Source organism: Spirosoma harenae, assembly GCF_054776975.1.
Map to the genome: position 1 here is coordinate 22,632 of NZ_BAAHBD010000054.1, position 24,131 is coordinate 46,762.

At 47.7% G+C, this 24,131-nt stretch carries 24 protein-coding genes and 1 tRNA gene; 16 read left to right on the forward strand and 9 right to left on the reverse strand.

The window, feature by feature from the left end; all coding sequences use genetic code 11:
- The first annotated feature begins 67 nt into the window (after nucleotides 1–67).
- Entirely contained in the window at nucleotides 68–907 is an 840-nt protein-coding gene (locus tag ACYVE4_RS32355; RefSeq protein WP_461044569.1) for an AraC family transcriptional regulator, read from the forward strand.
- 254 nt (nucleotides 908–1,161) lie between these two features.
- On the opposite strand, the gene ACYVE4_RS32360 is transcribed toward ACYVE4_RS32355, so the two are convergent.
- Nucleotides 1,162–1,359, reverse strand: a complete 198-nt coding sequence (locus ACYVE4_RS32360) for a hypothetical protein (RefSeq protein WP_461044570.1) — start codon at nucleotides 1,357–1,359, stop codon at nucleotides 1,162–1,164.
- Between ACYVE4_RS32360 and ACYVE4_RS32365 the strand changes: the two genes are divergently transcribed.
- The 5 genes from ACYVE4_RS32365 (at nucleotide 1,358) to ACYVE4_RS32385 (ending at nucleotide 6,362) form a co-directional block, all read left to right on the forward strand.
- Nucleotides 1,358–2,371: an aldo/keto reductase gene (locus ACYVE4_RS32365; RefSeq protein ID WP_461044571.1), complete on the forward strand. Its 1,014-nt coding sequence runs from the start codon at nucleotides 1,358–1,360 to the stop codon at nucleotides 2,369–2,371. The genes ACYVE4_RS32360 and ACYVE4_RS32365 overlap by 2 nt on opposite strands.
- Nucleotides 2,372–2,401: 30 nt before the next feature.
- On the forward strand, nucleotides 2,402–3,319 hold the full coding sequence (locus ACYVE4_RS32370; protein ID WP_461044572.1) for a helix-turn-helix domain-containing protein: 918 nt from the start codon (nucleotides 2,402–2,404) through the stop codon (nucleotides 3,317–3,319).
- A 334-nt stretch (nucleotides 3,320–3,653) separates the two neighbouring features.
- The gene (locus ACYVE4_RS32375; protein ID WP_461044573.1) at nucleotides 3,654–4,568 is read left to right on the forward strand and encodes an MBL fold metallo-hydrolase; all 915 of its coding nucleotides are present in this window, start codon (nucleotides 3,654–3,656) and stop codon (nucleotides 4,566–4,568) included.
- A gap of 100 nt (nucleotides 4,569–4,668) precedes the next feature.
- Nucleotides 4,669–5,652: an SDR family NAD(P)-dependent oxidoreductase gene (locus ACYVE4_RS32380; RefSeq protein WP_461044574.1), complete on the forward strand. Its 984-nt coding sequence runs from the start codon at nucleotides 4,669–4,671 to the stop codon at nucleotides 5,650–5,652.
- 47 nt (nucleotides 5,653–5,699) lie between these two features.
- Nucleotides 5,700–6,362, forward strand: coding sequence for a Rossmann-fold NAD(P)-binding domain-containing protein (locus ACYVE4_RS32385; protein WP_461044575.1), 663 nt, complete (start codon nucleotides 5,700–5,702; stop codon nucleotides 6,360–6,362).
- An 815-nt stretch (nucleotides 6,363–7,177) separates the two neighbouring features.
- Here the strand turns inward: ACYVE4_RS32385 and ACYVE4_RS32390 are convergent.
- The 8 genes from ACYVE4_RS32390 to ACYVE4_RS32425 all read right to left on the reverse strand — a co-directional run bounded on the left by ACYVE4_RS32390 (nucleotide 7,178) and on the right by ACYVE4_RS32425 (nucleotide 11,311).
- Nucleotides 7,178–7,405 (reverse strand): IS3 family transposase, encoded by a 228-nt coding sequence (locus ACYVE4_RS32390; protein ID WP_461044576.1) that lies wholly within the window; start codon nucleotides 7,403–7,405, stop codon nucleotides 7,178–7,180.
- Nucleotides 7,314–7,682 carry a transposase gene (locus tag ACYVE4_RS32395; protein WP_461044890.1) on the reverse strand — a complete coding sequence of 123 codons (369 nt, stop codon included), beginning with the start codon at nucleotides 7,680–7,682 and terminating at the stop codon, nucleotides 7,314–7,316. The genes ACYVE4_RS32390 and ACYVE4_RS32395 overlap by 92 nt, the downstream gene beginning before the upstream one ends.
- A 98-nt stretch (nucleotides 7,683–7,780) precedes the next feature.
- Nucleotides 7,781–8,065 carry an IS3 family transposase gene (locus tag ACYVE4_RS32400; protein WP_461044577.1) on the reverse strand — a complete coding sequence of 95 codons (285 nt, stop codon included), beginning with the start codon at nucleotides 8,063–8,065 and terminating at the stop codon, nucleotides 7,781–7,783.
- 90 nt (nucleotides 8,066–8,155) lie between these two features.
- The gene (locus ACYVE4_RS32405; RefSeq protein ID WP_461044578.1) at nucleotides 8,156–8,407 is read right to left on the reverse strand and encodes a transposase; all 252 of its coding nucleotides are present in this window, start codon (nucleotides 8,405–8,407) and stop codon (nucleotides 8,156–8,158) included.
- A gap of 288 nt (nucleotides 8,408–8,695) precedes the next feature.
- A tRNA-Asn gene (locus tag ACYVE4_RS32410) sits at nucleotides 8,696–8,769 on the reverse strand.
- Between the two features lie 125 nt (nucleotides 8,770–8,894).
- Nucleotides 8,895–9,197, reverse strand: coding sequence for a hypothetical protein (locus ACYVE4_RS32415; RefSeq protein ID WP_461044579.1), 303 nt, complete (start codon nucleotides 9,195–9,197; stop codon nucleotides 8,895–8,897).
- 110 nt (nucleotides 9,198–9,307) lie between these two features.
- Nucleotides 9,308–9,931 (reverse strand): 16S rRNA (guanine(527)-N(7))-methyltransferase RsmG, encoded by a 624-nt coding sequence (rsmG, locus tag ACYVE4_RS32420; protein WP_461044580.1) that lies wholly within the window; start codon nucleotides 9,929–9,931, stop codon nucleotides 9,308–9,310.
- Between the two features lie 81 nt (nucleotides 9,932–10,012).
- Nucleotides 10,013–11,311, reverse strand: a complete 1,299-nt coding sequence (locus tag ACYVE4_RS32425; RefSeq protein ID WP_461044581.1) for a glycosyltransferase — start codon at nucleotides 11,309–11,311, stop codon at nucleotides 10,013–10,015.
- 48 nt (nucleotides 11,312–11,359) lie between these two features.
- Here ACYVE4_RS32425 and tgt point away from each other — a divergent pair, with 48 nt between their 5' ends.
- The 10 genes from tgt (at nucleotide 11,360) to ACYVE4_RS32475 (ending at nucleotide 24,119) form a co-directional block, all read left to right on the forward strand.
- On the forward strand, nucleotides 11,360–12,490 hold the full coding sequence (gene tgt / locus ACYVE4_RS32430; protein ID WP_461044582.1) for a tRNA guanosine(34) transglycosylase Tgt: 1,131 nt from the start codon (nucleotides 11,360–11,362) through the stop codon (nucleotides 12,488–12,490).
- Nucleotides 12,491–12,626: 136 nt separating this feature from the next.
- Nucleotides 12,627–13,739 carry a GNVR domain-containing protein gene (locus ACYVE4_RS32435; RefSeq protein ID WP_461044583.1) on the forward strand — a complete coding sequence of 371 codons (1,113 nt, stop codon included), beginning with the start codon at nucleotides 12,627–12,629 and terminating at the stop codon, nucleotides 13,737–13,739.
- A 33-nt stretch (nucleotides 13,740–13,772) separates the two neighbouring features.
- Nucleotides 13,773–15,104, forward strand: coding sequence for a hypothetical protein (locus tag ACYVE4_RS32440; RefSeq protein ID WP_461044584.1), 1,332 nt, complete (start codon nucleotides 13,773–13,775; stop codon nucleotides 15,102–15,104).
- 5 nt (nucleotides 15,105–15,109) lie between these two features.
- The gene (locus ACYVE4_RS32445) at nucleotides 15,110–16,132 is read left to right on the forward strand and encodes a glycosyltransferase family 4 protein (RefSeq protein ID WP_461044585.1); all 1,023 of its coding nucleotides are present in this window, start codon (nucleotides 15,110–15,112) and stop codon (nucleotides 16,130–16,132) included.
- Complete coding sequence (locus tag ACYVE4_RS32450) at nucleotides 16,129–17,247, forward strand: glycosyltransferase (RefSeq protein ID WP_461044586.1); 1,119 nt, start codon at nucleotides 16,129–16,131, stop codon at nucleotides 17,245–17,247. Before ACYVE4_RS32445 ends, ACYVE4_RS32450 begins: the two co-directional genes overlap by 4 nt.
- A 29-nt stretch (nucleotides 17,248–17,276) precedes the next feature.
- The gene (locus ACYVE4_RS32455) at nucleotides 17,277–17,990 is read left to right on the forward strand and encodes a class I SAM-dependent methyltransferase (protein WP_461044587.1); all 714 of its coding nucleotides are present in this window, start codon (nucleotides 17,277–17,279) and stop codon (nucleotides 17,988–17,990) included.
- A gap of 24 nt (nucleotides 17,991–18,014) precedes the next feature.
- A complete protein-coding gene (gene wecB / locus ACYVE4_RS32460) occupies nucleotides 18,015–19,097 on the forward strand; it encodes a non-hydrolyzing UDP-N-acetylglucosamine 2-epimerase (protein WP_461044891.1) in 1,083 nt (360 codons plus the stop codon).
- A gap of 26 nt (nucleotides 19,098–19,123) precedes the next feature.
- The gene (locus ACYVE4_RS32465; protein WP_461044588.1) at nucleotides 19,124–21,283 is read left to right on the forward strand and encodes a bi-domain-containing oxidoreductase; all 2,160 of its coding nucleotides are present in this window, start codon (nucleotides 19,124–19,126) and stop codon (nucleotides 21,281–21,283) included.
- A complete protein-coding gene (locus ACYVE4_RS32470; RefSeq protein WP_461044589.1) occupies nucleotides 21,280–22,872 on the forward strand; it encodes a heparinase II/III domain-containing protein in 1,593 nt (530 codons plus the stop codon). The genes ACYVE4_RS32465 and ACYVE4_RS32470 overlap by 4 nt, the downstream gene beginning before the upstream one ends.
- Nucleotides 22,869–24,119 carry a glycosyltransferase family 4 protein gene (locus tag ACYVE4_RS32475; RefSeq protein WP_461044590.1) on the forward strand — a complete coding sequence of 417 codons (1,251 nt, stop codon included), beginning with the start codon at nucleotides 22,869–22,871 and terminating at the stop codon, nucleotides 24,117–24,119. The genes ACYVE4_RS32470 and ACYVE4_RS32475 overlap by 4 nt, the downstream gene beginning before the upstream one ends.
- Nucleotides 24,120–24,131: the final 12 nt, after the last annotated feature.

Here is a 24,131-nt window from a genome sequence, read left to right on the forward strand (position 1 = left end):
CAGTTTCGGGCTGATTTTGGTACTTTTGAAACAGGGTTCTTCCCCAAGTGAAAACTTTCAACGATTTATGACTCCGTCGAATGCCGAGCCCTTTCAGCTAAAAAACAAACTGGAGGATACACAATTATTCAAAATCTCTCGCTTCAAAGAAATCATTAAGCGCACGCAACCTCACCGGCATGATGGTTACTTTGAACTTATCATCTTATTGGAAGGAGCAGGCTTTCACTGGGTCGATACCCAGCTACTACCGATTTCACCCCCTACAGCTTTTTTTCTGTCTCCTGGGCAGTTACATTGCTGGCAACTCACGGCTATCCCGAAAGGCTTCGTCGTTATGTTTCGGGCTGATTTTATTGATCCCAAATACAGCGGGGATTTGTATCCCCTAGTGCAGCAACTCGAACAGCGAAAGGAAGTGGCCTTAGCAGACACAGTCCCATTTGGGGATTTACTGGTAGCTATCGAGACAGAATATAAACACCCATCCCAGCACAATCTGGTGATTCTGCGAGCGATGATACAAATTCTGTTGGCCCGATTACTAGCTGTCGATCAGCCGCAACCCGAACCTACCCAAGTGAGCCACCTGATGTATCGCCGATTTATTAACTTACTACGTCAGCCTAGTCCTTTATCTCATCGGGTATTTTCGTATGGTGAAAAGCTAGGGATCACTCCGCAACATCTGAATATGATCTGTCGGCGAGTGAGTGGCAAATCAGCCAGTGAGTTGATTGCTGAACAGATTGTCCTAGAGGGGAAACGGTATCTATTGCATACCGATCAGCGTGTTACGGAAGTGGCCGAACAATTGGGTTTCAGCGACCCCTCCCATTTTGTGAAATATTTCAAAAAAATGACGGGTGATACGCCCGCTACATTTAGGAAACTCAATGGATTCTAAAGGCAACTCCACTAGTTTTTCTGGTTATTTTTAACAGGGTCAGCCTTATTTGATATCTAGTTTAACGCCCCATTAACAGACGGATAAATTTCATTCGTCTCAGGTAGGAGCGTTTTTTTGAGAATTGCGCTTGGGCAATGACCACGAGCATGTCTCCCTTTTTTGGACACACCTTTCCGAGATTTGGACAATCGGCTGTCGGGTCAACGTCGCAACTTTGCCTAGCAAAATAAGCGATTGATCATGGCAACGAATCAGGTGAACCGCCGAGACTTTATAATCCGTTCTGCAACCGTCATTGGCGGGGCGGTAGCCACAACCGGTAGGTCAACATGGGGCGCATCCGCTTTCGCCCAGTCAGCACCCTTGACCACAACGCTGGGCCAACCGGTTCCCCTGCCGACGCGTCGGTTAGGATCGCTGGAGGTATCGGCCATTGGCCTGGGCTGCATGAATCTGGCGGGTACCTACACCCCCCGGCTGGACGAGCAGGAAGCGATCAAACTCGTTCGCAGCGCGTATGAACAGGGGGTTACCTTTTTTGATACCGCACAAAGCTATGCCCCTTTTTACAGCGAGGAAATTGTCGGCAAGGCCCTGGAACCGGTTCGTTCTCAGGTCGTTATAGCGACCAAATTTGGCTACCAAATCGATCCCCTTACCCGAAAAAGTGGCGGATTGAACTCGCGCCCGGATTATTTGAAACGGTCGGTGGAGGCTAGTCTGAAACGGCTCAAAACGGACCGGATTGACCTGTTATATCAACATCGCATCGATCCCCAGGTGCCCATCGAAGACGTGGCGGGGGCGGTGCAGGACCTCATTAACGAAGGCAAAGTGCTGCACTTTGGCTTGTCCGAGGCGGGGGCGGCTACCATACGCCGGGCCCATGCGGTGCAACCCCTGACGGCCGTCACCAATGAATACTCCGTCTGGACGCGCGATCCCGAAGCGGAAGTGATCCCCACCTGCGAAGCGTTGGGCATTGGGCTGGTGCCCTGGAGTCCGCTCGGCACCGGGTTTCTGACCGGAACCATCACCCCTGCTACCTCGTTAAATCCCAACCATGATCTGCGGGCCTCGTTTCATTTTCCCCGCTTTACACCCCAGGCCATTCGGGCCAACTATCCCCTGGTCGAGCTCCTGGGGCGGATTGGTAAACGCTACCACGCCACGCCGGGACAAGTCGATTTGGCCTGGTTGCACGCCCGTAAGCCCTGGATCGTGCCGATCCCAGGCACCACCCAGATCAAGCACGTTACCGAGAATCTGGGCGCGGCCCGCCTTCCGCTAACCCCCGCCGATGTCGAAGAGATTGACGCGGGCTTTGCCAGGATCCACCTACAGGGCGAACGATTCCCCCATCAGGTGCTCGACCTAAGCGATACAGGGGCAATACTAGGCACTAGCTCCGTGGGTGGGCACGGCAAATCGCCATTGCCCACGCCAGGGGACCGTAAATGAGTCGAACGCCCAGCAAAGCCGATCAATCCCATGAAAAAAGAAAACGACATCGTCACGCTCTCCATCAAAGACGAGCACCGGATTTTAGGGCTCCCTCGACCCCGCTACCCCATGATCAGCGTCCTGCGGTTTGAGGACGCCAGCCTGCAGGAAGCCTTCCCGGAGCGGTTTCTCTTCGACTTTTACAGCATTTCCATCAAAAAGAATGTAACCGGTAAAATCCGCTACGGCCAGCGACACTTTGATTTTGATGCCGGGATCATGACCTTCATGGCCCCTAATCAGCTGATTGGCCGGGCCAGTGGGTCCGAAGAAAACCCCGCCGGGGAAGGCATCTGTCTAAATATCCATCCCGACTTTTTTGTGGGCTATCCGCTGGCAAAGACGATTAGAGACTATGGCTTCTTCTCCTATGAGCTTTCCGAAGCCTTGCATTTATCTGATCCCGAAGAGGAAGCGATTCTGCGCATCATGAACGACATTGAAGCGGAGTATCAAAACAACATCGACCGCTTCAGCCAGAACGTGATGATTGCCCTGATCGAACTGCTGCTGCAATACAGCGACCGCTTCTATAACCGACAGTTCATCACCCGCAAACCGGCCACCGATGAAATCCTGGTGCGCCTGGAAGCCTTACTGTCGGCCTGGTTTGGGGATGAAAAGCTGGCCGAGCGGGGCTTGCCCACGGTTCACGCCATCTCCGAGCAACTCAACCTATCGCCTAATTACCTGAGCGATATGCTCCGCTCGATGACGGGGCAAACCACCCAGCAGCATATTCATGCCAAGCTGATCGAGCGGGCTAAGGAGCTGCTGAGTACGACGCAGCTGTCGGTGGCCGAGATTGCCTACCAGTTAGGCTTCGATTACCCCCAGTCGTTCAACAAACTATTTAAAAAGAAGGCCAACCTGTCCCCGTTGGAATTTCGGCAGTCTTTCCACTAAGGGGGATGCCCACTAAAATTCCTGATGAGTCAACCAAGCCGTCCGATACGCGGGTCATTCGCTTGTTGGCTGACTCAAAAACAAGGTATCCATGATTCCCTCCACCAACCCGGCTCGACTCCCTAAACGAGGGAGGTCGCTAAAGACAACCCTGCTCTGGCTGGCCAGCGTGGTCCTACTAACGAGTATTGCCAGTTTTAGTATGATGAGATCGCCCCAATTTGGCAAAGCCCCCAGTGGGGCCCGCCTGGACCGTATTCGGCGGTCCCCTCACTATAAAGAAGGCAAATTTCAGAATCTCCACCCGACGCCGGTCTTTGCTCCGGGCTACAACATGGCCAAAGCGGTGTACGAAGTGATGATCAAGCCTAATCCCCGCAAAACGCCGGTCGATGTCATTCCTTCGGTAAAGACCGATTTGCGGGCTATACCGCTCGAGCGCGACGTACTAGTCTGGTTTGGCCACTCCTCGTACTACCTGCAACTTGGCGGCAAGCGATTTCTGGTCGATCCCGTATTTAGTGGCAATGCCTCGCCCTTTCCGGGGGGCGCACGAGCGTTTAAGGGGACCGACGTGTACACGGCGGCTGATTTGCCCCCGATCGACTACCTGCTGATTACCCACGATCACTACGATCACCTGGATTACAAGACGGTGCTGGCCTTGCGGCCCAACGTGCAGCAGGTTATTTGTGGGCTGGGCGTGGGGGCGCACTTCGAACACTGGGATTACCCCGCCGAGCGGATCAGTGAACTGGACTGGGAGGAGAGCCTAAAGCTGGCCGATGGATTTACGCTCCGGGCCGTCATGGCCCGGCATGGTTCGGGCCGCACGCTACGCAGCGACAAGACCCTGTGGGTGTCCTTTATCCTGGAAGCGCCTTCCCAGAAGCTCTTTCTGGGCGGGGACAGCGGCTACGATACGCATTTTGCCCAAATCGGGCGGCAATACGGCCCCTTCGATCTGGCCATCCTGGAAAACGGGCAGTATGATGTGGTGAGCCCCTTCATCCACATGATGCCCGAAGAAACGCTCCAGGCCGCCCTGGACTTAAGGGCCAACCGGGTGCTGCCGGTGCATTCGGCCAAGTTCGTTTTGAACCGCCATCCCTGGGACGAACCCCTGATCCGGTTGAGCAAGCTGGCCCGGCAAAAGCAGGTGCCCCTGATCACCCCCCTGATTGGCCAGGCCGTCAACCTGCGCGATAGTACCCAGCGATTTAGTCCCTGGTGGGAAGGGCTGAACTAAGTCGGTAACCGGCTAATCGGCTCGTGACGTTTTACCGCCTTCGCCAAAAGCCCCACCCAACAACAATAGTTTATCAATCAATCAATTAACTCAACTGAGTATGTTTACCCAACAAACACCCCTGGATTCGCCCTTTAACGCATTCAGCACCGCGGAAGACGTTCTGCAAGGCATTGATTTAACGGGCAAGACCGTCATCGTGACCGGCGGGTATTCCGGCCTGGGCCTGGAAGCGGCCCGCGTGCTGCTGTCTGCCGGGGCGACCGTCATCGTCCCCGCCCGCAACCGAGAAAAAGCCCACCAAAACCTGGCTCACCTACCGGGTATCCTCCTGGAGGAGATGGATTTGATGGACCCCGCTTCGATTGATGCCTTTGCCAAGCGCTTTATGGACGAGCATGGAACACTCGACATCCTCATTAATAACGCGGCTACGATGGCGGCACCGCTAAGCCGGGATGCCAGAGGCTACGAAAGCCAGTTTTCCACCAACGTACTGGGCCATTTCCAGCTTACCTGCCGCCTTTGGCCCGCCCTGGTAGCGGCTAACGGGGCGCGGGTGGTTATGCTCAGCTCGGCCAACCACCGCCTGGTCGCAGCCGACCTGCTGCATGATCCTAATTTTGAGCGGATCCCCTATGACCCCTGGAAGGCCTACGCCAACTCGAAGGGAGCCAACATCCTGCTGGCCCTGGCCCTGGATCATATCGGTCAGTCGAGTGGGGTTCACGCCTATGCGGTGCATCCGGGCGGTATCTTCGATACCGGACTGGCCCGCCATATGGACCTCGGGATCGCCAAAGCGGTCGGCATGATCGATGAAGCGGGCAATCCGATCATCGACCCCGAAAAGGGCTGGAAAACGCCCCAGCAGGGAGCCGGTGCGATTGTCTGGACGGCGACGAGTCCCCTGCTGGACGGCAAAGGGGGCGTTTACTGCGCCGATTGCAACATCGAACCCCTGGCCGCTGATGATGCCGAGTCCCTGACGATGAATGGCGCTTCCCCCACGGTGAAAGATCCCGTAACGGCGGGCCGATTATGGCAACGCTGCGAGGGGCTGACCGGAGCCCGGATTGATTAGCCAATCGGGGCAACCGACCGGCCCCGCTTTACCCAACTGAACCGCTTATGAACGTGCTCATCACCGGTACGACAGGCATGGTCGGCGAAGGGATGCTGCTGGACTGTTTAGCGAACCCCCAAATTACCTCCGTGTTGAGTGTGAGCCGAAAACCGACCGGCCTTTCCCATCCCAAACTAACCGAATACATCGTCCCTGATTTTTTGGCGCTGGCCGAGAATGACCCCAGGCTGATGGGGTATGACGCCTGCTTTTACTGCGCAGGTGGGGGTAGCGTAGGGATGAGTGCGGAGGACTATAAACGGATCAATTACGATACGCCGATCACCTTTGCCAAAGCCGTCCACCCCAACCCCGGTATGCGCTTTGTGTATGTCAGCGGGGGCGGTACCGACAGCAGCGAAAAGGGGTGGCAGCGGTGGGCCAGGGTGAAAGGCAAAACGGAAAACGACCTGATGAAGATGCCCTTCAACCAGGTGTTTGGCTTCCGCATCGGGTTTATTGCCGGCACCGATGGGCAGCGGCATATTCCCAAAAGTTACTCGTACGTCTCCTGGCTGTTTCCTGTTATCCAGCGGGTGCTGCCCCAACTCATCAACACCCGTCACCAGATCGCGCTGGCCATGATCGAGGTCGCCCGGCACGGGTTTGAGAAAAACGTTGTGCAGGTGGCGGATATCACCCGGCTAGCCGCCCGCTCGGGTGGGTAAGTTCGCTACTAATTTGCCGGGCAGCTGCGGCAAACGTCTACCCGTTAAACAAGCCAGGACCCCAACGTCCTGGCTTGTTTAGGTTACCCTATCTGATCCGCCCATCAGCCGGTTCTGGTCTTAGCGGGCTACCCTGTCAGCCTTCTTTTGGCTAGCTGAAGCCATATCGGCCCCGCTGTCGGGGTAGCCCCCGGTTTAATGGGCTACCCCGTTGATGACCGGTGGTATTTGTGCCCAACTAGGACGGCCACGCGCGAATGGGGTGAAAGAGACTATAAAGATGGGTCCGTCAGGATACGCATCGAAACTAACTTGCCTGACTGGGAACGAGTGAACCTACTAGATTTTAAAGCGGATGACTTTACTCCATTAAAGCCCTCTCACGAAACGCCCGTTTTTCCAAAACAGCATTTCTCCATCTGAGAAGTTATACCCGGACATTATTAGTAATCTCAAATTGCCGTCTCACGAATCAACTGCTTATTCTCACCGTGGAGATGAGTTCGTGCGACATGTGCGAGTAATTGTAGTATCTTGCCCGAAAATCATACCGAGGTTTTTCTGAACGGTGAGCCGAGAACTGGCCTTTTCGAGATCAATAAATCCATTCAGATGACTGGTTCACGATTACTCTCTTGTCAGGTGTTTCTTGATCGGTTTTATTAGAAATCATTTAAAACTCTCTTCTCATTTTACGATAGGGGCGAATATTAACTTTACCTGCCATAAACGTTTTATATATAGATCATTACAATTATTATAACCCGCGCTTGACATGTACATCGTCAACCAATAGCAGACTGAGGTGGTCCGATTTAGCGGCACACTGAATTTGTCAGATTTGTGTAATACTCCTGTTCGAACTGTTCGGGGCTTTTGTAGCCCAGCGACGAATGCTTTCTCACCCGGTTATAATAGACCTCAATATAGTCGAAGAGTTCGGTGCGTGCATCATCGACGCTCAAAAACGCTCCGCTTTCCAATAACTCCGCTTTTAAGCGGCCGCTTCGGCGGTCCGATCCACAACGACTCCGCGAAGGCATTGTCGTAGGGATCGTTGGCCCGACTCATTCTGGGCCTGATATGCCACAAACGCGCTAACTCCTTCAGCTCAGTTGATACATACTGCCCACCTCGATCCGAATCAATAATTAGGTCCACGACAGGTTGACGCAGTTGCAAGGCACGACGTAATGGAAGGATAACTAGTTCATCTTCCATCGTTTCACTCACCGGCCAGCCTACTATTCTACGCGAAAATAAATCCATCCAAGTAGCCAAGTAAGCCCATTCTCCGCCGACTAAAGGCAGATACGTAATATACTAAATTAGGCGCCTGGGGGAACGGCTGATCTACTAATAGATTGGGCCAGTAGCCTCTGCCATGGGTACTGTCAGTCGTACGTGGCACAAATGATTTAGCAGGGCCGCCTGTGCGGCTGAATGGCTTGTAAACCAGCCTTTTTCATTATCATTCGAACCTGATAGCGACCCAATGAATGGCCTTTCTCTTGCAACTCAGCTCTAATGCGTCGGCTGCCGTAGCGTCGTTTATGTATGGCGAAAGTCTGTTCGACTAACTGCTGGTACTCCGCTTTTTCAGAAGTTAGTTGATAGCTCTCTCCTCGCAGGTAGCGATAGTAAGCCGTTTGACTTACTTCCAGCACTAAGCATAAGGTTTCAACCGCAAACTCAGCAGCCAACTCTTGAACTAGTTGGTAGCGCGCTCTCAGGTCTGTCGGCTGATAATGCTCAAGGCTTTTTTTAAGATCTCGCGCTCGGTTTCCAGTTGACTAATTCGTTGTAGCAGCCGCTGATTCTCCAGTAGTGCATCTGAAGCTTGGCTCGAAAAATGGTGTTTTTCTTCCCCCTTGGTTCGCTGTTTCCAACGGTCCGCCGTCGCGGTTGTAGATGAGCGCTTCACTGATATCCAGCGCCTGAGATACATAAGCCACACTCTGCCTATTGGTAATCATTTTCAGCACATCGGCTTTGAAGGTTGCGTCGTATTTACGCCGTTTAATGAGTTTGTTTTTAGGCTGCATGTTCCTGCCGCATCGGCGGTCCGAAAGTTAAGCAAGTTCACTGTGCCGATTTATTAGACCATCTCACTACCTTACTAGGCAATTTGGCTAAATATTACGCTAATTCCTCTTTATCAGTGCAACAGAAGATAGTTGGTTCGATATTTCCCGGAAAGTTAATTTATGAAGACGGAAAGTATCGAACCGCCGAAATGAATTATTTTATCGAGCTAATATGCTCATATACAGCTAGTAATGATATAAAAAGAGAAGGGCAGGCCATGCATTTGCATAACCTGCCCACTTGGGCTCCCGAAGCTGGGCTCGAACCAGCGACCCTCTGATTAACAGTCAGATGCTCTAACCGACTGAGCTATTCGGGAATCGTGGGTGCAAAATTAAGGTGAATCAGAATACTAAGCAAGTATTAGACCTTAAAAAAGACGCTTTTGCTGGCAAAATTATGTAACCCGATGATAGTCAATAATTCAGATCAAGCATTTCTCAATCAGAATGCGTTAGGACGGTGGTTCGGGACGTTCTCTAAAATCAGTTCCTTGATTCGACGGGCGTCACCTTTTGAGAAATTCCGGATCACAATCTCCGGGCGCGCACGCGGGATGACTCGGATTGTGGCGAAGAAAACACCATTATCGATTTCAACACCAGAAATATCTGAGTAAAATACGAAATTATCAGTACCACCGATCAGCTTGCGGGCACGGAAGGTTACTCCTTTGTCGTTAAACTCGACCTCGTCAGGATTTAGCGGGTCTTTGAAGCTACTGCTGCGAAATTTTTCGTTTGGCATATTGTCTGAACCGGGGTTTAGTTGATTTTACAGATTAAGCTGATTTTGTTATTGCTTCAAAAAAGCTCGTATCTGCCAAATTACAGTCAGTAGAATCAACTAAATCCCGGTTATTTTTTAGGTATATAAATTACTTTCTTGGTTTCGAAAAAAGGTTCGTCAAAGTAATCAGAAAGATCATAAATTCGATAACGATCGGATACTTCAGCTAATTCTTCGCCTAAATCGCCCCCTTTAAGATACAAAACACCATTAGGTAGGTCGTTGTTACCCGACTTATGGATTTTATACCTTACCCAGCCTAAAAATGGTTTTAAGCGGGTAACGGCACGACTGATAACAAAATCGTAGGTCGTATTCAACTGTTCAACACGGATCTGCTCTGCTTTTATATTCTTGAGATTCAGAGTGTTGGCTACTTCCTGTACAACTTTTATTTTCTTTCCGATACTGTCAACTAAATGGAAATCGACCATTGGGAAAAGTATCGCTAAGGGTATTCCAGGAAAACCTCCGCCTGTACCGACATCCAGAATTTCAGTGCCTGGTTTGAACTGGATCACTTTGGCAATACCAAGCGAATGAAGAACGTGCTTTTCATAAAGTGCGTCAATATCCTGACGTGAAATTACGTTGATTTTGGCGTTCCAGTCGCGGTAGAGGCCATCCAGAGCGGCAAAACGCTCTTTTTGCTCGGTTGTCAGATCTGGAAAATAGTTGAGAAGCAAATCCATTGATTTACGATTTACAGCTTACGATTTACGAATCCAAATAGCGTATAATATTTCGTCCTATATCATAATTCGGCGCTTACGCTATCGCCAATACAGTCTTTTTTTACGTCGCGTAAACAATGTTGACAATCCTGATAAACCATAATAAATAGCTAGTAGTACATCGGTAAACGGAATAATGGCCCAATGAACAGTATGCGCCAATCGATAGCTAATCCGACCAACAATACCCCAAAAAGACAATAGTCGGAATAGAAAAGCGCCCGATCCTGCTACCAGAAGTAGCCACTCATTGAGAGTAAATTGACGATGCTGAACTTCGTATAGCAGGACAACGATGCCAACCGAGATACCCAGTACCCATGTTAATACGTGTGAGGCTGTAAGCAAACCTAGTCGGATTTTGTTCCCAGGTTTATAGTATTTTCCAGCATTTAGGTGCCGCCGTTTTTGTTGACGCCATTCCGGCCAGGTTTCTTTGGGCGTCGACCACATAAAGGCATCTGGATCAAGGCATACGGCGATGTTTTTACCGGTAGCTACTTCGTTGATGAATAAATCATCGTCGCCACCCATCACGTTCATGTGTGAATAAAATCCCCGATTGGCAAAAAATAAGTTGGTTCGATAAGCCAAGTTACGTCCAACGCCCATATAGGGTCGACCAGCCAGGGCTAATGACAGGTATTGAATGGCGGTAAATAAGGTTTCGGATCGGATCAGGAAATTCAAAAAACCAGGACGATGTTCGTAGGGGGAGAATCCGAGCGTAATCGCTTTCTGAGGATTGTTGATCAATTGATTGACCATACTGTTTAGCCAACCATCGGAAGCAGGTCGGCAGTCAGCATCGGTTAAGAGGACGATTGGATAAGTGGCTTTTTTTAGGGCAATGGTTAACGCGTATTTTTTAGGAGTTACGTGTTCATGCTCCTTGTCGATCCGAATAAATCGAACGTGACTTAAATCCGAAATGTCATTTTCTAAATAAAGCTGCGTACCGTCGGTCGAACGGTCATCCATGATTAATACTTCAAAATCAGGATATTGCTGAGCATTTAACTGGGGTAACAGCTCGGTCAGATTGTCGAGTTCGTTGCGCGCACAAACGATAATTGTGACGCCCGAATTTGCACCGTTTGATAACTGAGATGGGTAATCTGGCTGTGCCAATTCAGGCTGCCGATAGAAAACCGTTCTGGAATAAATAAACAGAATGTAAATAAGCTGAATACTGACCACAAACAGCCAGGCTATCAGCAATGCCGTAATCACCAAGAGTAAATGTTTGTTCGCTAATGTGTTGATTTTGAATGAAGGCGCAAAGATAGGATGCAGGGGGCAGAGGGCAAGGGGCAGACCACGAATTGACCAAATCATTAGCGCTAAGCGCCTTGTACCCCGCACCCTGCATCCTATCTTTGCAGTATGACATTCTCGATTACTGCTCATGATCCACAGTCGAAAGCCCGTACAGGCGTCCTGACAACCGATCATGGCCCTATTCAAACGCCAATTTTTATGCCTGTTGGGACGGCTGGTACTGTAAAAGCCGTTCATCAGCGCGAACTGGAATCCGATATAAATGCCGAAATTATCCTGGGCAATACCTACCATCTCTATCTCCGCCCTGGCCTGGATGTGCTTCAGCAGGCAGGCGGATTACATGCATTTAATGGCTGGAAACGGCCCATTCTGACTGATTCGGGGGGGTATCAGGTGTATTCTTTATCGGACACGCGCAAAATTAAGGAAGAAGGTGTTACGTTTAAATCGCACATTGATGGCTCAAAACATACGTTTACGCCCGAAGGCGTTATGGATATTCAGCGGACGATCGGCGCGGATATCATGATGGCATTCGATGAGTGTACGCCGTATCCTTGCGAATACGGTTATGCACGTCAATCAATGGAAATGACCCATCGCTGGCTTGACCGTTGTATTAATCGTTTTGACGCAACGGAAGGATATTATGGGTACCGGCAAACGTTGTTTCCAATCGTTCAGGGCAGTACGTATACTGATTTACGACGTCAGTCGGCAGAATTTATTGCCAGTAAAGAGCGAGAAGGAAACGCGATCGGCGGATTAGCTGTTGGCGAGCCTGCTGAAGAAATGTACACGACAATTGAGTTGGTAAATAGTATCCTCCCAGCCGATAAACCTCGCTATCTGATGGGCGTTGGAACACCTGCTAATATTCTGGAGGCTATTGGTTTAGGCGTCGATATGTTTGACTGTGTGATGCCAACACGCAATGCCCGACATGGATTACTGTTTACGACAGAAGGCATTATCAATATCAAAAACGAGAAATGGAGTAAGGATTTCAGCCCTGTTGATGCTGCTTTAGGCGGCTATGCGAGTTCGTTTTATTCAAAAGCGTATCTCCGTCATCTGATCAAATCAGAGGAATTACTTGGGGCACAAATTGCCAGTCTGCATAATCTGACATTTTATTTATGGTTAGTTCGTCAGGCTCGCTTACACATCGGAATAGGTGATTTTAATAGCTGGAAGGCGCAAATGGTGGTGCGGCTTATGCAACGATTGTGAGCTAAAAGGTAAAATGTTGGCCCTGAAAAAGTCTCTACAATAAATTATTTAGAGACTTTTTCAGGGCTTTGTCGTCATATGCTCAATTGAGATCACTTGATTTCAGGCCGTGATCTACTTTTTGAGTGAATGCTGGATGACATCAACCAACGTAAATACACCATTAGCTACTAATCGCTGGACAATTGTACCGGTTGATCAGCTGCTTTGGCAAATGCGTGGGCGGATTCTACGCGTGACCATTGCGTGTGCTGTTCTGGGTATATTGGTGTCTTTCGCATTACCACCCGAATTTCGATCCGAAGCACGAATCGTTCCCGAAATGAATACGGGAGCAAACGACCTGTTTAAGCGTTTATCATCGGTTGCAGGCTTTGCCGATTTTGATTTTTCGGATACGGAGGGAATGGATGCGATCCGCCCTGATTTGTATCCAAACGTCCTGCAAAGTACGTCCTTTATTCTCTACCTGATTCGCCAACCCATTATTACGAGCGACGGACAGGAAAAAACTATTGACCAATTTCTGCTGCCTGATTCTTCAGGCTGGTTCTTTAAGCGGTTAAGCCTGTTTCTTGTCTTCAAAAAACCTCATCCCGTTTTAGCCGATAAGCTCAAAGGAACCGTCTGTTTATCAATGCGACAGCAGGAACTAGCCGAAGAAATCAGCGAACGAGTTAGCGCCAAATTAGATACCCGTTCCGGTATTATTACGATTATCACACAAATGCCCGATGCTCAGGTTGCGGCTTTGGTAACCCGATTAGCTATGGACTATTTGACGGATTATGTAATCAAGTACCGTACGGAGAAGGCCAGGCAAGATCTGGCATTTTATCGAAATCAGCTGACGGAAGCCCGGCAACGCTATCAAAGAGCGCAGTGGGCTGTCTTTTATGATCAGGATAATCACAAAAATATAGTTCGTCAAACAGCCACCCTGAATCGACGTCAATTAGAATCGGAATTGGCTATTGCTGAGAACATTTATTCGGAATTGTCGCGTCGGTACGAGCAAGCTAAATTGAAAGTACAGGAGCGAACGCCCGTTTTAAAAATACTGGAAGCTCCGAAAGTACCCTTAAAACGAACTTCTCCCCGGCGCGTGTTGATCGTACTTACTTTCTGTTTCCTGGGGCTATTGGCGGGTGTGCTATCTGTATTGATCCAGCACTTTACTCTCATTGAAAAACTAAAAATGATTCTGACGGTACGGCCAATTAGTTTAGCTGTCGATGCTAACGTATAGGCATATAGAGTATTGGGAAATAGTGATTATAAGATGAGCCATAGTCTATTGAGCTTCTTTAGTTTTCTGATAAGTATCTGGCTGTTCAGTTGCTCAATTTATGAAGGGTTGGCAGTTGCCTTTTTTGTGTATGCGTTTCTGATATTCTTTTCTCGAATGGGACGACAGATTGCTCTACTGGAATGTATTGGATTGATTGCAGTCTTTGAGATCTTATTCATTCCGACTGTTACCTATTGGGTGTCTCCAGCGTCTATGCCCATTCCATCGGCGTCCTATTTTAGCTACGCACTCCCTGCCTGTGCGCTATTTTACATAAGCATGCATTGGGTTGGTAAAACAACTCAGCAAGGTTCACATAAGGTCTATATTGAGCTAATTACCCCATATCTTCAACACCGCCAGTCAGTTGGAATCATTCTGTTTTTCATTGGCTTAGCTGGATTTGTGGTAAAACTAGTCATGCCAACAGCGCCAACGTTTATAGGTACGTTACCAATGCATTGCCTGCTGACGAGTTCACTTTATATCTACTATGCCCGAATACCTTATCAGTTGCCTTTAATCGGTCTGATCATTTCTCTATTGTTGGTAAATACGGTTCGAACGGGGATGTTTGGCGATCTGGCTTACTGGTTACTTCTGCTGATGATTTTTGCGGCTGTACGTTTTAGGAATCCACTAATGAATCGTACTAAACTAATTGCGTTTGGAGTAGGCTTCGTAAGTCTGATATTGATTCAATCGATCAAAGGAGAATACCGGAGCAGAACCTGGAGTAATAAGCGTACGGAACGATCTGCCGATACGAGTCTGATGGTTGAGTTGCTGATAAATCGGATTTCCCGTCTAGATAAGCTATTCACGGCCAGCCGCTTTTTTATTTCATTTGCCCGCTTCAATCAAGGGTTGATGATTGGAAACGCCATGGCTAAAGTTCCAGCTTATGAACCCTATGCCAGTGGCGAAATCCTACTGTCGTTTCTTTACCCATTCGTCCCCCGATTACTTTGGACGGACAAGCCACAAACAGGTGGATACGAAAATATCCGGCGTTTCACGACGTTGCCTCAATACGAAAATACGAGTATCAATCTTTCGCCAATAGGTGAGGGGTATGTGAATTTCGGTTACGGTGGGATTCTCTTTTCCGGGCTCTATGGAGTAATACTAGGCGGCTTTTTTCGACTCGTTTTCCGACTTGCCAGTGCTATGCCCTCCGCGATTCTTTGGTTGCCCATGCTCTTTCTGGGGTGCCTGACTATGGAAACGGATCTTCTGTCAACCTGGGGAAGCTTGGCCAATAGTGCTCTGTTTATTGTGCTTCTCTATGGCTTATTGAAGTTAGTTGGTATTGATCTCTAACGCGTATGGTGATAACGTATCTGCTCCGAAGCACCGGCACTGGCCATAGTATCGAAGGGTTATTTCGCACTATTGAGCGAGAGGTTTGTCGACAATTTAGCATCCAGACGAGTCAAATTCAGTTGCCGAATGTAAGTCATGGCCTATGGAGTATTTGGCAAAATATGCGGTTTCTAAAAAGTCTACGCTCGGATATTTTTCATATCACTGGTGATGTTCATTATGCAGCGTTGGGATTACCTGCTTCCCGAGTCGTATTAACAATCCATGATTGCAGTACGTTGAGAACTAATCGGAATCGCCCGATCCGGTATGCACTATTTTGGTTGCTCTGGTATTATCTGCCTGTTCGTCGAGCGAGAATCGTAACGGTTGTATCCGAAAAAACGAGGCAGGAATTGATCCGTTACGTTGGTAAAGTGGCTGAGAAAGCGGTGGTTATCCCGAATGGCTATGATCCACATTTCGCATATAGGCCAACGGCATTTCGGAAAGAACACCCTGTTTTGCTACAGATAGGTACAGCATCTAACAAAAACGTAAAACGCCTGATTGCCGCCATCGAAGGTATTTCCTGTACGCTTATACTTGTCGGTCCGCTATCGAATGATGTTAAACAGGATTTACAAAAGCGTCAGATACAATACCGCCAGTATAAAGATTTGACTCAGGCTGAGGTACTTGACTTATATACTACTTGTGATATCGTTACGTTTCTATCGACTTATGAGGGTTTCGGAATGCCTGTTCTCGAAGCCAATGCCGTTGGACGAGTTGTCATTACGTCGGCAATAGCTCCGATGGCTCAACTGGCTACTGAAGCCGCGCATTTTGTTGATCCCTTTGATGTAAATGCGATTCGCAAGGGTATTCTTCGCATTATAGAGGACGATGCTTACCGACAATCGCTAATCAAAGCTGGGCACCGGAATGCTCAGAACTATACGGTGTTACTAGCCACTACCCGCTATGTTGATCTCTACCAAAAAATTACCCACCTCGAACCTACAACTGACCTTGTTCAATGAAGATTTTACTATCCACCGATTGTTTTTATCCTAGTCAAATGGGTGGGATAAGCAATACTATTTACTGGCTCGCAAAAGCACTCAAACAAGCCGGACATGCAGTGACCGTTGTAGCGACTTCGCACTATTTACCACCATCTATACCTATTGACCAATGGCTGTCGCTCGATTGCGGACAGGTAATATATACGAAAAATCCACATGCATATCTACCAATTAAACATATTTGGGTGGGTTGGCGAGCCATAAAACATGCGGACATTGTACATGTTAATAGCTTCTTTTATCCGGCGTCAATCTGTTGGGTGCTTATAAGTCATCTAATGAACAAGCCGGTTGTTTGGTCACCCCGTGGTGAAATGAGCCCTGTCGCGCTACGATTTCGCCCCTATCGGAAGCAACTGTTTCTAAAATTTTTCCATTGGTTCAACTTATCGGTTCTGTTTCAGGCAACAAGCCCCCAAGAGGTATCTCATATTCGCCAACAATTCGGGCCAAAAACAAGAATACAGGAAATCAAGAACCGTATGGAATTGCCTGCGACCGTAATCCCTGAAAAGGCAGCTCAGCCCTATTTGCTGTTCATTGGACGGTTGCATCCCATTAAGGCAATTGATCAATTAATTCAGGCATTGGGCACGTCAATACTATTTCGGGAGAGTGATTTTCGGCTTATAGTTGCCGGACCTGTTATCGATCAAGCCTATTATCAGACTTTAACGCAATTAGTAGACGAGTTAGGCTTACCAAATAAAGTGTCGTTCATTGGTCTTGTTCAGAGTGAGCAGAAGCAAATTCTTTATGCAAATGCGTATGTAACGATTCTGCCGTCGCATACCGAGAATTTCGGTAATGTCGTCATTGAGTCACTCGCGCAGGGTACGCCAGTAATCGCTTCGACGAACACGCCCTGGCAAATTCTCGAAACCGAACGGGTGGGTAGCTGGGTATCGAATGAGCCTGATACTCTAAAGCGGGCTATTGAAAGGTATTTAACCATGGGACCGGATGACTATCATCAGTACAGAGTTCGAGCGGCTGATCTTGCCCGACGAGAGTTCTGTATTCATGAAGGAATAGGTGAATGGGAACACCTTTATAAACAACTCGTCTGATTTACAAAGCAATACATTACTGCACCATAATGAGCGCTCAGAAAGCGATTCAGTTTCACAATACCATTGCTGCTGCCTTTGGTGGTAAATACGAATCATCAAAGGCGTTTCAGGAGCGGTTTCGGGTTTGGAATGCTTTGTTTGAGCGGTATATTAAATCAACTGATCAGGTAATCGATTTGGGTTGTGGAACCGGAAATTTTAGTAATCACCTCGCTGGTATAGGTTGCCAGGTAATCGGTGTTGATGGGTCGGTCGAAATGATTAGGCTATGCAATCGAAATAAAGGATCGGATCGTGTACACTATGTACTGCACCAACTGCCCTTACCAGATTCAAGCATTTTTGTCTCGCAGGATGTGGTGATCATGTCAAGTCTTCTGGAATACATTGATGATGTCACAGGTATGCTCCAACAAGCTAGGGAGATGTTAAGACCTGGTGGTTTATTAATTGTCTCTGTGCCGAACTGTACGAGTATCTATCGGAAAGTCGAGCGGCTTCTGTTTCTGCTAACTGGACGACCCGTTTATTTAGCCTATAGTCGACATTCTTCTGAAGAAACGAGCTTCAATCAGCAACTGATAAGCGTTGGGTTTGAGCCTGTCGACATCATTTATTTTTCAGGTCAAGATCCTATTTCAAGGATGTTTAAGCCATTTCTTGCTAGTAAATATGTCAATAATTTATTCGTCGGTATCTATCGAAAACAGACGTTTTGGGGAAATGATGAACAGCTTTAGCCGAGACTCATCAAGATGAAGATTATGTGCGTTGTCGGTACCCGGCCCAATTTTATTAAAATGGCTCCTTTATATCGGGCCTTAATAGATCAATCAGCATTTTTTCCACAACTTATCCACACCGGGCAACATTCCGATGCATTAATGAGCGATGTATTTTTTCAACAGCTCAACTTACCTCAGCCCGACTATTTTCTTAACATCGGTTCGGGTACGATTACGCAGCAAACGAGTAATATTCTGGAAAAATTTGAGCCCGTATTAGATCGGGAATACCCTGATTGGGTACTGGTCGTTGGTGATGTGACGAGCACATTTGCGTGTGCTTTAGGGGCTTCGAATAAGGGGATTCGGGTAGGTCATATTGAAGCGGGTCTGCGGTCGGGTGATAAGCAGATGCCTGAAGAACGAAATCGTATACTGACAGATGGGTTATCTGATCTGCTGTTTGTGTCGGAAGAATCAGGGATTGCCAATTTGCAGCGAGAAGGAATTAATGCCGACAAAATTCATTTTGTTGGAAACATTCTTATTGATGCCCTGGCGATAGCTCGCCATAAAGCAACTGAGTTGAATACGATTGGTAGATTAGAATTAATTCCTAAAACGTATGTGCTCATGACGATGCACCGAGCTTCGAACGTCGATACAGAAGCCGGATTACTGACATTGTTACGGTTGATTGAAACGGTAGCATCAGTTACATTAGTTCTATTTTCAATGCATCCGCGTACCCAATCCAATTTGGTCAGATTCGATTTGATAAGTCAATTCAGGGCTATTCCGAACGTTCGATTGGTGGAACCGCAAGGGTATCTGGAGTTCCTGAATCTGACCGAATATGCAGCCCTTGTAATTACTGATTCAGGTGGTATTCAAGAAGAAACGACTTATCTAAAGGTGCCTTGCCTAACATTCCGCCAATCGACGGAGCGACCTATAACGGTCGAACTAGGCACTAATGAACTCATTGCCGATCTGAATCCAGCTACTGTTCAGCAGAAAGTCATCGAGATTTTGGAAGGCCGTTCGGTATCAGGTAAAATACCGCCCTTTTGGGATGGGCAAACAGCGAACCGGATTGCTCAAATCCTTATTAATGCCTAGTCGTGATCTGACGCTCTATCCGCACGATGAAACAATTGATTCAACATTTACGAACGGGCGTAACAGCGCTTGAAAACGTACCCGATCCCCAAGTACGTCCGGGATATATATTGATACAAACTCATCGGTCGCTCGTCTCGCTGGGAACGGAGCGGATGTTGGTTGCCTTCGGGAAATCCAATTTCGTCGGTAAAATTCGACAGCAACCCGAGCGAGTTAAGCAGGTATTGACGAAAATTAAGGCGGACGGGTTACGATCAACGCTGGAAACAATAGTTCGAAAGCTCGACCAGCCGATTCCGCTAGGTTATTGTCATGTAGGCACTATACTGGCGATAGGTGAAGGCGTTACCGAGTTTCGGATCGGTGATCGAGTCGCTTCGAACGGTCCTCATGCTGAAATCGTTTGCGTAGCCCGGAACCTGGTCGTTCCCATTCCCGACAATGTTAGTGATGATCACGCAGCGTTCACCGTTGTTGGAGCTATTGGCTTACAAGGCATTCGATTACTGAATCCGACATTAAACGAAACCGTTGTTGTGATCGGGCTGGGCCTGATCGGCTTACTAACGGCGCAACTATTACGGTTGAATGGGTGTCGGGTCATTGGCATCGAACTCGATCAGGCTAAATGTCTGTTGGCTGAACAGCAAGGTTTTACAGTACTGAATCCATTAACTGGAACAAATCCGTCACAAGCTGTTTTGGCCCTGACAAATGGAATTGGTGCCGATGGAGTCATCATTACAGCTTCGGCAAAGACCAATGATATTATATCGCAAGCCGCCCAAATGAGCCGCCAACGTGGGCGAATTGTCTTAATTGGGTCGGTAGGGTTATCCCTGGATCGGGCTGATTTTTACGAAAAAGAGCTCACATTTCAGGTGTCATGCTCATACGGACCAGGACGTTATGATCCTGCGTATGAACAGCAAGGTCGTGACTATCCGCTTGCCTATGTGCGCTGGACAGAAAATCGTAATTTTCAGACTATTCTGCAGTTTCTGTCAACCAAACAACTGGATGTAGAACCTCTCATTACCGACCGGGTTCTGCTGGCTGACTGCGCTACGATTTATAATACTATTCAATCGAGCCACCGCATTGCTTCTTTACTGATTTACCCGGAAACGGTTAGTCGCTGCCCAATAGTACAGCATAAATCCAGCACTTATCAACCGGGTAAAGAAGTCATCGGAATGATTGGCGCGGGCAATTTTTCGCAAACTATCCTATTGCCAGCTTTACAGTCGGCTAAAGCGACGATCAAAACGATTGCAAGTGCTGGAGGATTGACTGCCAGTTTGTTGGCCAACAAATACAGCATTCCCCAACGCACCGCCGATTATAAACTCATTCTACAAGATGTTGACATCAACTTATGCATCATTACTACCAAACACGATAGCCACGCTCGCCTGACAATCGAAGCCTTGTTGGCAGGAAAACACGTATTTGTCGAAAAACCGTTAGCCATCTATGCGCATGAGCTTCAGCCAATTATTGATGCGCAAAACGTATCGGGTCGGACGGTGATGGTTGGTTTTAACCGACGTTTTTCGCCCTTCGCTCAAAAAATGAAGGCGTTACTGGGTTCCGATCCACTGCCAATGAACGTAGTTATAACGATAAATGCAGGAGCTATTCCGGCTGACTCATGGATTCAGGATCGGGCAATTGGTGGTGGACGGATAGTGGGAGAGGGATGTCATTTTATCGATCTGATTACCTTTCTGACTGGGAGTCAGGTACAGAGCGTATGCATGAACGTTATGGGTCAACAGCCTAATGAGATGGGTGATTCCGTTTCGCTATTACTACGTTATCACAACGGATCGATGGGAGTCATTAATTTCTTTAGCAACGGTCATAAAGCATACTCGAAAGAGCGTATCGAAGTGTATTCGCAGGGACGTACGTTAGTGATCGATAATTTTCGTCGATTACAAGGATACGGATTTAATCGCTTTTCAAACCTTTCCGGAAGGCAGAATAAGGGCCATCGGGAGTTAGTCAAGCAATTAATTGAACAGGTTCGTAGCGGAGGAGCACCACTGATTCCGTTTGATGAGCTAATTAATACCACACAGGCCACATTCGCGGCTTTGCAAAGCTGGCGTGAACATCGGTGGGTCGATGTAGCTGGCGTTGGATTGACAGAGTCATTACCAGCTGAGGTTTTATGACGTCAATAGGACTGATCTGGCGGACAATACGGCATCTTACGTTTCGGCAAATGATCTATCAAGTGATTTATCGACTGCGAGGTCGGGCTAAACTCACATTACCAAAAGGAAAGTCAATAGCTTATTTTCTTGCTGTTCCCGATACGGATAAGTTGGTTTCCTGGCAAGAAGGAAATCAGTTTACGTTTTTGCAGCAATCCGTTCATTTTTCAACTCGTATCGACTGGAATTATAATCATTTCGGTAAACTATGGACGTATCACATCAATTATTTCGACTTCCTGAATCAGCCGGGTATGCAGGCCGAAACAGGGTTGAACCTGATACATGATTTCATCAATCAGGTCAGTTCAATACGGGATGGACTGGAAGCGTACCCAACGTCATTACGGATTACAAACTGGGTGTATTTTCTGAGCCGATACCAGATTCAGGATGATAAGATTAACCACTATTTAGCCACCCAGTCAAATTGGCTAAGTCGTCGATTTGAGTATCACCTATCAGGAAATCATCTGCTCGAAAATGGTTTTGGCCTACTCACAAGTGCGCTCTATTTCCGTAAACAAAACTGGCTCCGCAAAGCAATTCGACTAATCCGGCCAGAATTGACAATCCAAATTCTGGCCGATGGCGGACATTATGAATTGAGTCCAGTCTATCACCAGATTCTGTTAGATCGACTCCTGAATACAATACAGATTCTGCAAACAAATGATTGGGTTAGTGACCCAAATCTTGTCGCGTTTTTAGTCGAGAAAGCAGTATTGATGCTGGCGTGGTTAGACGGTATTACATTCCGGAATGGCGATGTGCCGATGGTGAATGATGCTACCCTCAACATGGCTCCCTCAACAATTCAATTGAAGAGAAAAGCGGAAGCGCTATTGGATAGACAAACGCAAAAATCACGGCCGCTGACAGCAAATGGCTATCGTATGTTCAGGCAGAATCGATTCGAATTCGTTGCTGATGTAGGTTCGGTTGGTCCCGATCATCAGCCTGGTCATGCCCACGCTGATACCTTGTCATTTGTGCTTTATGTGGATAACCACCCATTCATTGTGGATAACGGTGTATCAACTTATCAGACTGGAATTCGTCGAGCGTGGGAGCGAAGTACGGCTGCTCATAATACGGTAACGATAGATGATATCAACTCATCGGAAGTTTGGGCCAGTTTTCGGGTAGGACGCAGAGCGCGGGTTACAATGCTATCGGATACAAAAACCAGGCTAATGGCTCGTCATGATGGTTATCGAAAAATAGGCATTCTGCATGAGCGAGGGTGGATTTGTGAACAGAATCGATTGGTGATACAAGATCGATTATTGAATGCATTAACTAAAATAGAATCCAGTCAATCAGGTACTGCCCGATTTTATTTTCATCCGACAATCAGGTTAGAACTGATGACTGATTTTGTTGAGGCTGGATCGGTGCGAATCAGGCTGGTGTCGGTAACCAGACCGAAACGGGTTATCAAAACGTACGAATTGGCCGAAGGTTTCAACGTTCTAAAGCCTGCGCAATGTCTGGAAGTGACATTTACAGGGAGCCTGGAAACGACTTTTCTCTTCACCCAATGAACATATTGTACCTCACATTTTATTTCGAACCTGACATTGGTCCTGGCGCTTTTCGGAACACAACTTTGGTGAAAGAGCTAGCCTCTCAACTGACTGCTGACGATTCTATTCAGGTGATAACCACGCAGCCAAATCGTTATAAATCGTATCGCTCATCAGCGCCTGTCCACGAAAATCGGATTTATGGCGAATGTCCAGTTGCTATTCATCGGATTGATGTACCGACCCACAAAAGTGGTTTTCTAGATCAGATTCTTGCTTTTTACACATACTATAAGGCAGTACACCAGCTTACCAGGAAGCGGCAATACAACCTGATTTTTGCGTCCTCATCGCGGTTGTTTACGGCATTTTTAGGCGCTGCAATCGGACGTCCGAAACGGATTCCACTATTTCTGGATATTCGGGATTTGTTTCGGGAGGCTATTCTGAACGTATTGAGAAAACGCTGGTTCAATTTGCCTATTACGATTCTACTCAACCCTATTTTATGGCTGATTGAACAATACACATTTCGGTATGCTCGGCATATCAATCTGGTATCCGAAGGATTTCGACCCTACTTTCGGCCATTTTCACAGGCTTCGTTTAGCTACTGTACAAATGGTATCGACCAACTGTTTTTAGATTATTCTCCGGTCGAGCATACTGATTCCAGTGAAATTAAAACCATTTTATACGCAGGAAATATTGGCGAAGGGCAAGCACTGCATAGTATTATTCCTGAACTGGCTCGTCAGGTAGGTAATACGTATCGCTTCGTAATTATTGGCGATGGAGGGGCTATACGCAAATTGGAAATGGCTATTTATGCCGCCAACGTGACGAATATCGATTTACGTCTTCCTGTTCACCGAGAGGCACTATTGATGGAGTACCGAAGAGCAGATTATTTATTTCTGCATCTGGCTGATCTAAAAACGTGTGAGCGGGTTATTCCCTCCAAACTGTTCGAATATGGGGCAACCGATAAGCCGATTATCGCTGGCGTTTCTGGTTATGCGGCTGCTTTTATACAGGAAAATTTGCCCAATTCGATTGTATTCAACCCCGGCGACGTAGCCGATTTGATCCAGCAGTTGCGCAATACGCTCTACTGTACCCAACCTCGAAATGATTTTGTCCGCCAATTTAATCGTCGACTGATTAATCAGGAATTGGCAGAGCAAATTATTCAGGTTGGTGAATCATCGATGAATGTAGTGGAATGTGCAGAGCATAAAAAAAGGCCAGTTTCGTGTAACTGACCTTCTTTATAA

What these genes read in the sequence shown, in the direction of transcription:
- ACYVE4_RS32455 (WP_461044587.1), top strand. Translation starts at nt 17,277, where the DNA reads ATGAGCGCTCAGAAAGCGATTCAGTTTCACAATACCATTGCTGCTGCC.
- ACYVE4_RS32385 (WP_461044575.1), top strand. Translation starts at nt 5,700, where the DNA reads ATGAACGTGCTCATCACCGGTACGACAGGCATGGTCGGCGAAGGGATG.
- ACYVE4_RS32355 (WP_461044569.1), top strand. Translation starts at nt 68, where the DNA reads ATGACTCCGTCGAATGCCGAGCCCTTTCAGCTAAAAAACAAACTGGAG.
- ACYVE4_RS32475 (WP_461044590.1), top strand. Translation starts at nt 22,869, where the DNA reads ATGAACATATTGTACCTCACATTTTATTTCGAACCTGACATTGGTCCT.
- ACYVE4_RS32425 (WP_461044581.1), bottom strand. Translation starts at nt 11,311, where the DNA reads ATGATTTGGTCAATTCGTGGTCTGCCCCTTGCCCTCTGCCCCCTGCAT.
- ACYVE4_RS32365 (WP_461044571.1), top strand. Translation starts at nt 1,358, where the DNA reads ATGAATCTGGCGGGTACCTACACCCCCCGGCTGGACGAGCAGGAAGCG.
- ACYVE4_RS32370 (WP_461044572.1), top strand. Translation starts at nt 2,402, where the DNA reads ATGAAAAAAGAAAACGACATCGTCACGCTCTCCATCAAAGACGAGCAC.
- ACYVE4_RS32470 (WP_461044589.1), top strand. Translation starts at nt 21,280, where the DNA reads ATGACGTCAATAGGACTGATCTGGCGGACAATACGGCATCTTACGTTT.
- ACYVE4_RS32380 (WP_461044574.1), top strand. Translation starts at nt 4,669, where the DNA reads ATGTTTACCCAACAAACACCCCTGGATTCGCCCTTTAACGCATTCAGC.
- ACYVE4_RS32390 (WP_461044576.1), bottom strand. Translation starts at nt 7,405, where the DNA reads ATGCCTTCGCGGAGTCGTTGTGGATCGGACCGCCGAAGCGGCCGCTTA.
- ACYVE4_RS32405 (WP_461044578.1), bottom strand. Translation starts at nt 8,407, where the DNA reads ATGCAGCCTAAAAACAAACTCATTAAACGGCGTAAATACGACGCAACC.
- wecB (WP_461044891.1), top strand. Translation starts at nt 18,015, where the DNA reads ATGTGCGTTGTCGGTACCCGGCCCAATTTTATTAAAATGGCTCCTTTA.
- ACYVE4_RS32435 (WP_461044583.1), top strand. Translation starts at nt 12,627, where the DNA reads ATGACATCAACCAACGTAAATACACCATTAGCTACTAATCGCTGGACA.
- ACYVE4_RS32415 (WP_461044579.1), bottom strand. Translation starts at nt 9,197, where the DNA reads ATGCCAAACGAAAAATTTCGCAGCAGTAGCTTCAAAGACCCGCTAAAT.
- ACYVE4_RS32440 (WP_461044584.1), top strand. Translation starts at nt 13,773, where the DNA reads ATGAGCCATAGTCTATTGAGCTTCTTTAGTTTTCTGATAAGTATCTGG.
- ACYVE4_RS32360 (WP_461044570.1), bottom strand. Translation starts at nt 1,359, where the DNA reads ATGCAGCCCAGGCCAATGGCCGATACCTCCAGCGATCCTAACCGACGC.
- ACYVE4_RS32375 (WP_461044573.1), top strand. Translation starts at nt 3,654, where the DNA reads ATGGCCAAAGCGGTGTACGAAGTGATGATCAAGCCTAATCCCCGCAAA.
- tgt (WP_461044582.1), top strand. Translation starts at nt 11,360, where the DNA reads ATGACATTCTCGATTACTGCTCATGATCCACAGTCGAAAGCCCGTACA.
- rsmG (WP_461044580.1), bottom strand. Translation starts at nt 9,931, where the DNA reads ATGGATTTGCTTCTCAACTATTTTCCAGATCTGACAACCGAGCAAAAA.
- ACYVE4_RS32445 (WP_461044585.1), top strand. Translation starts at nt 15,110, where the DNA reads ATGGTGATAACGTATCTGCTCCGAAGCACCGGCACTGGCCATAGTATC.
- ACYVE4_RS32450 (WP_461044586.1), top strand. Translation starts at nt 16,129, where the DNA reads ATGAAGATTTTACTATCCACCGATTGTTTTTATCCTAGTCAAATGGGT.
- ACYVE4_RS32465 (WP_461044588.1), top strand. Translation starts at nt 19,124, where the DNA reads ATGAAACAATTGATTCAACATTTACGAACGGGCGTAACAGCGCTTGAA.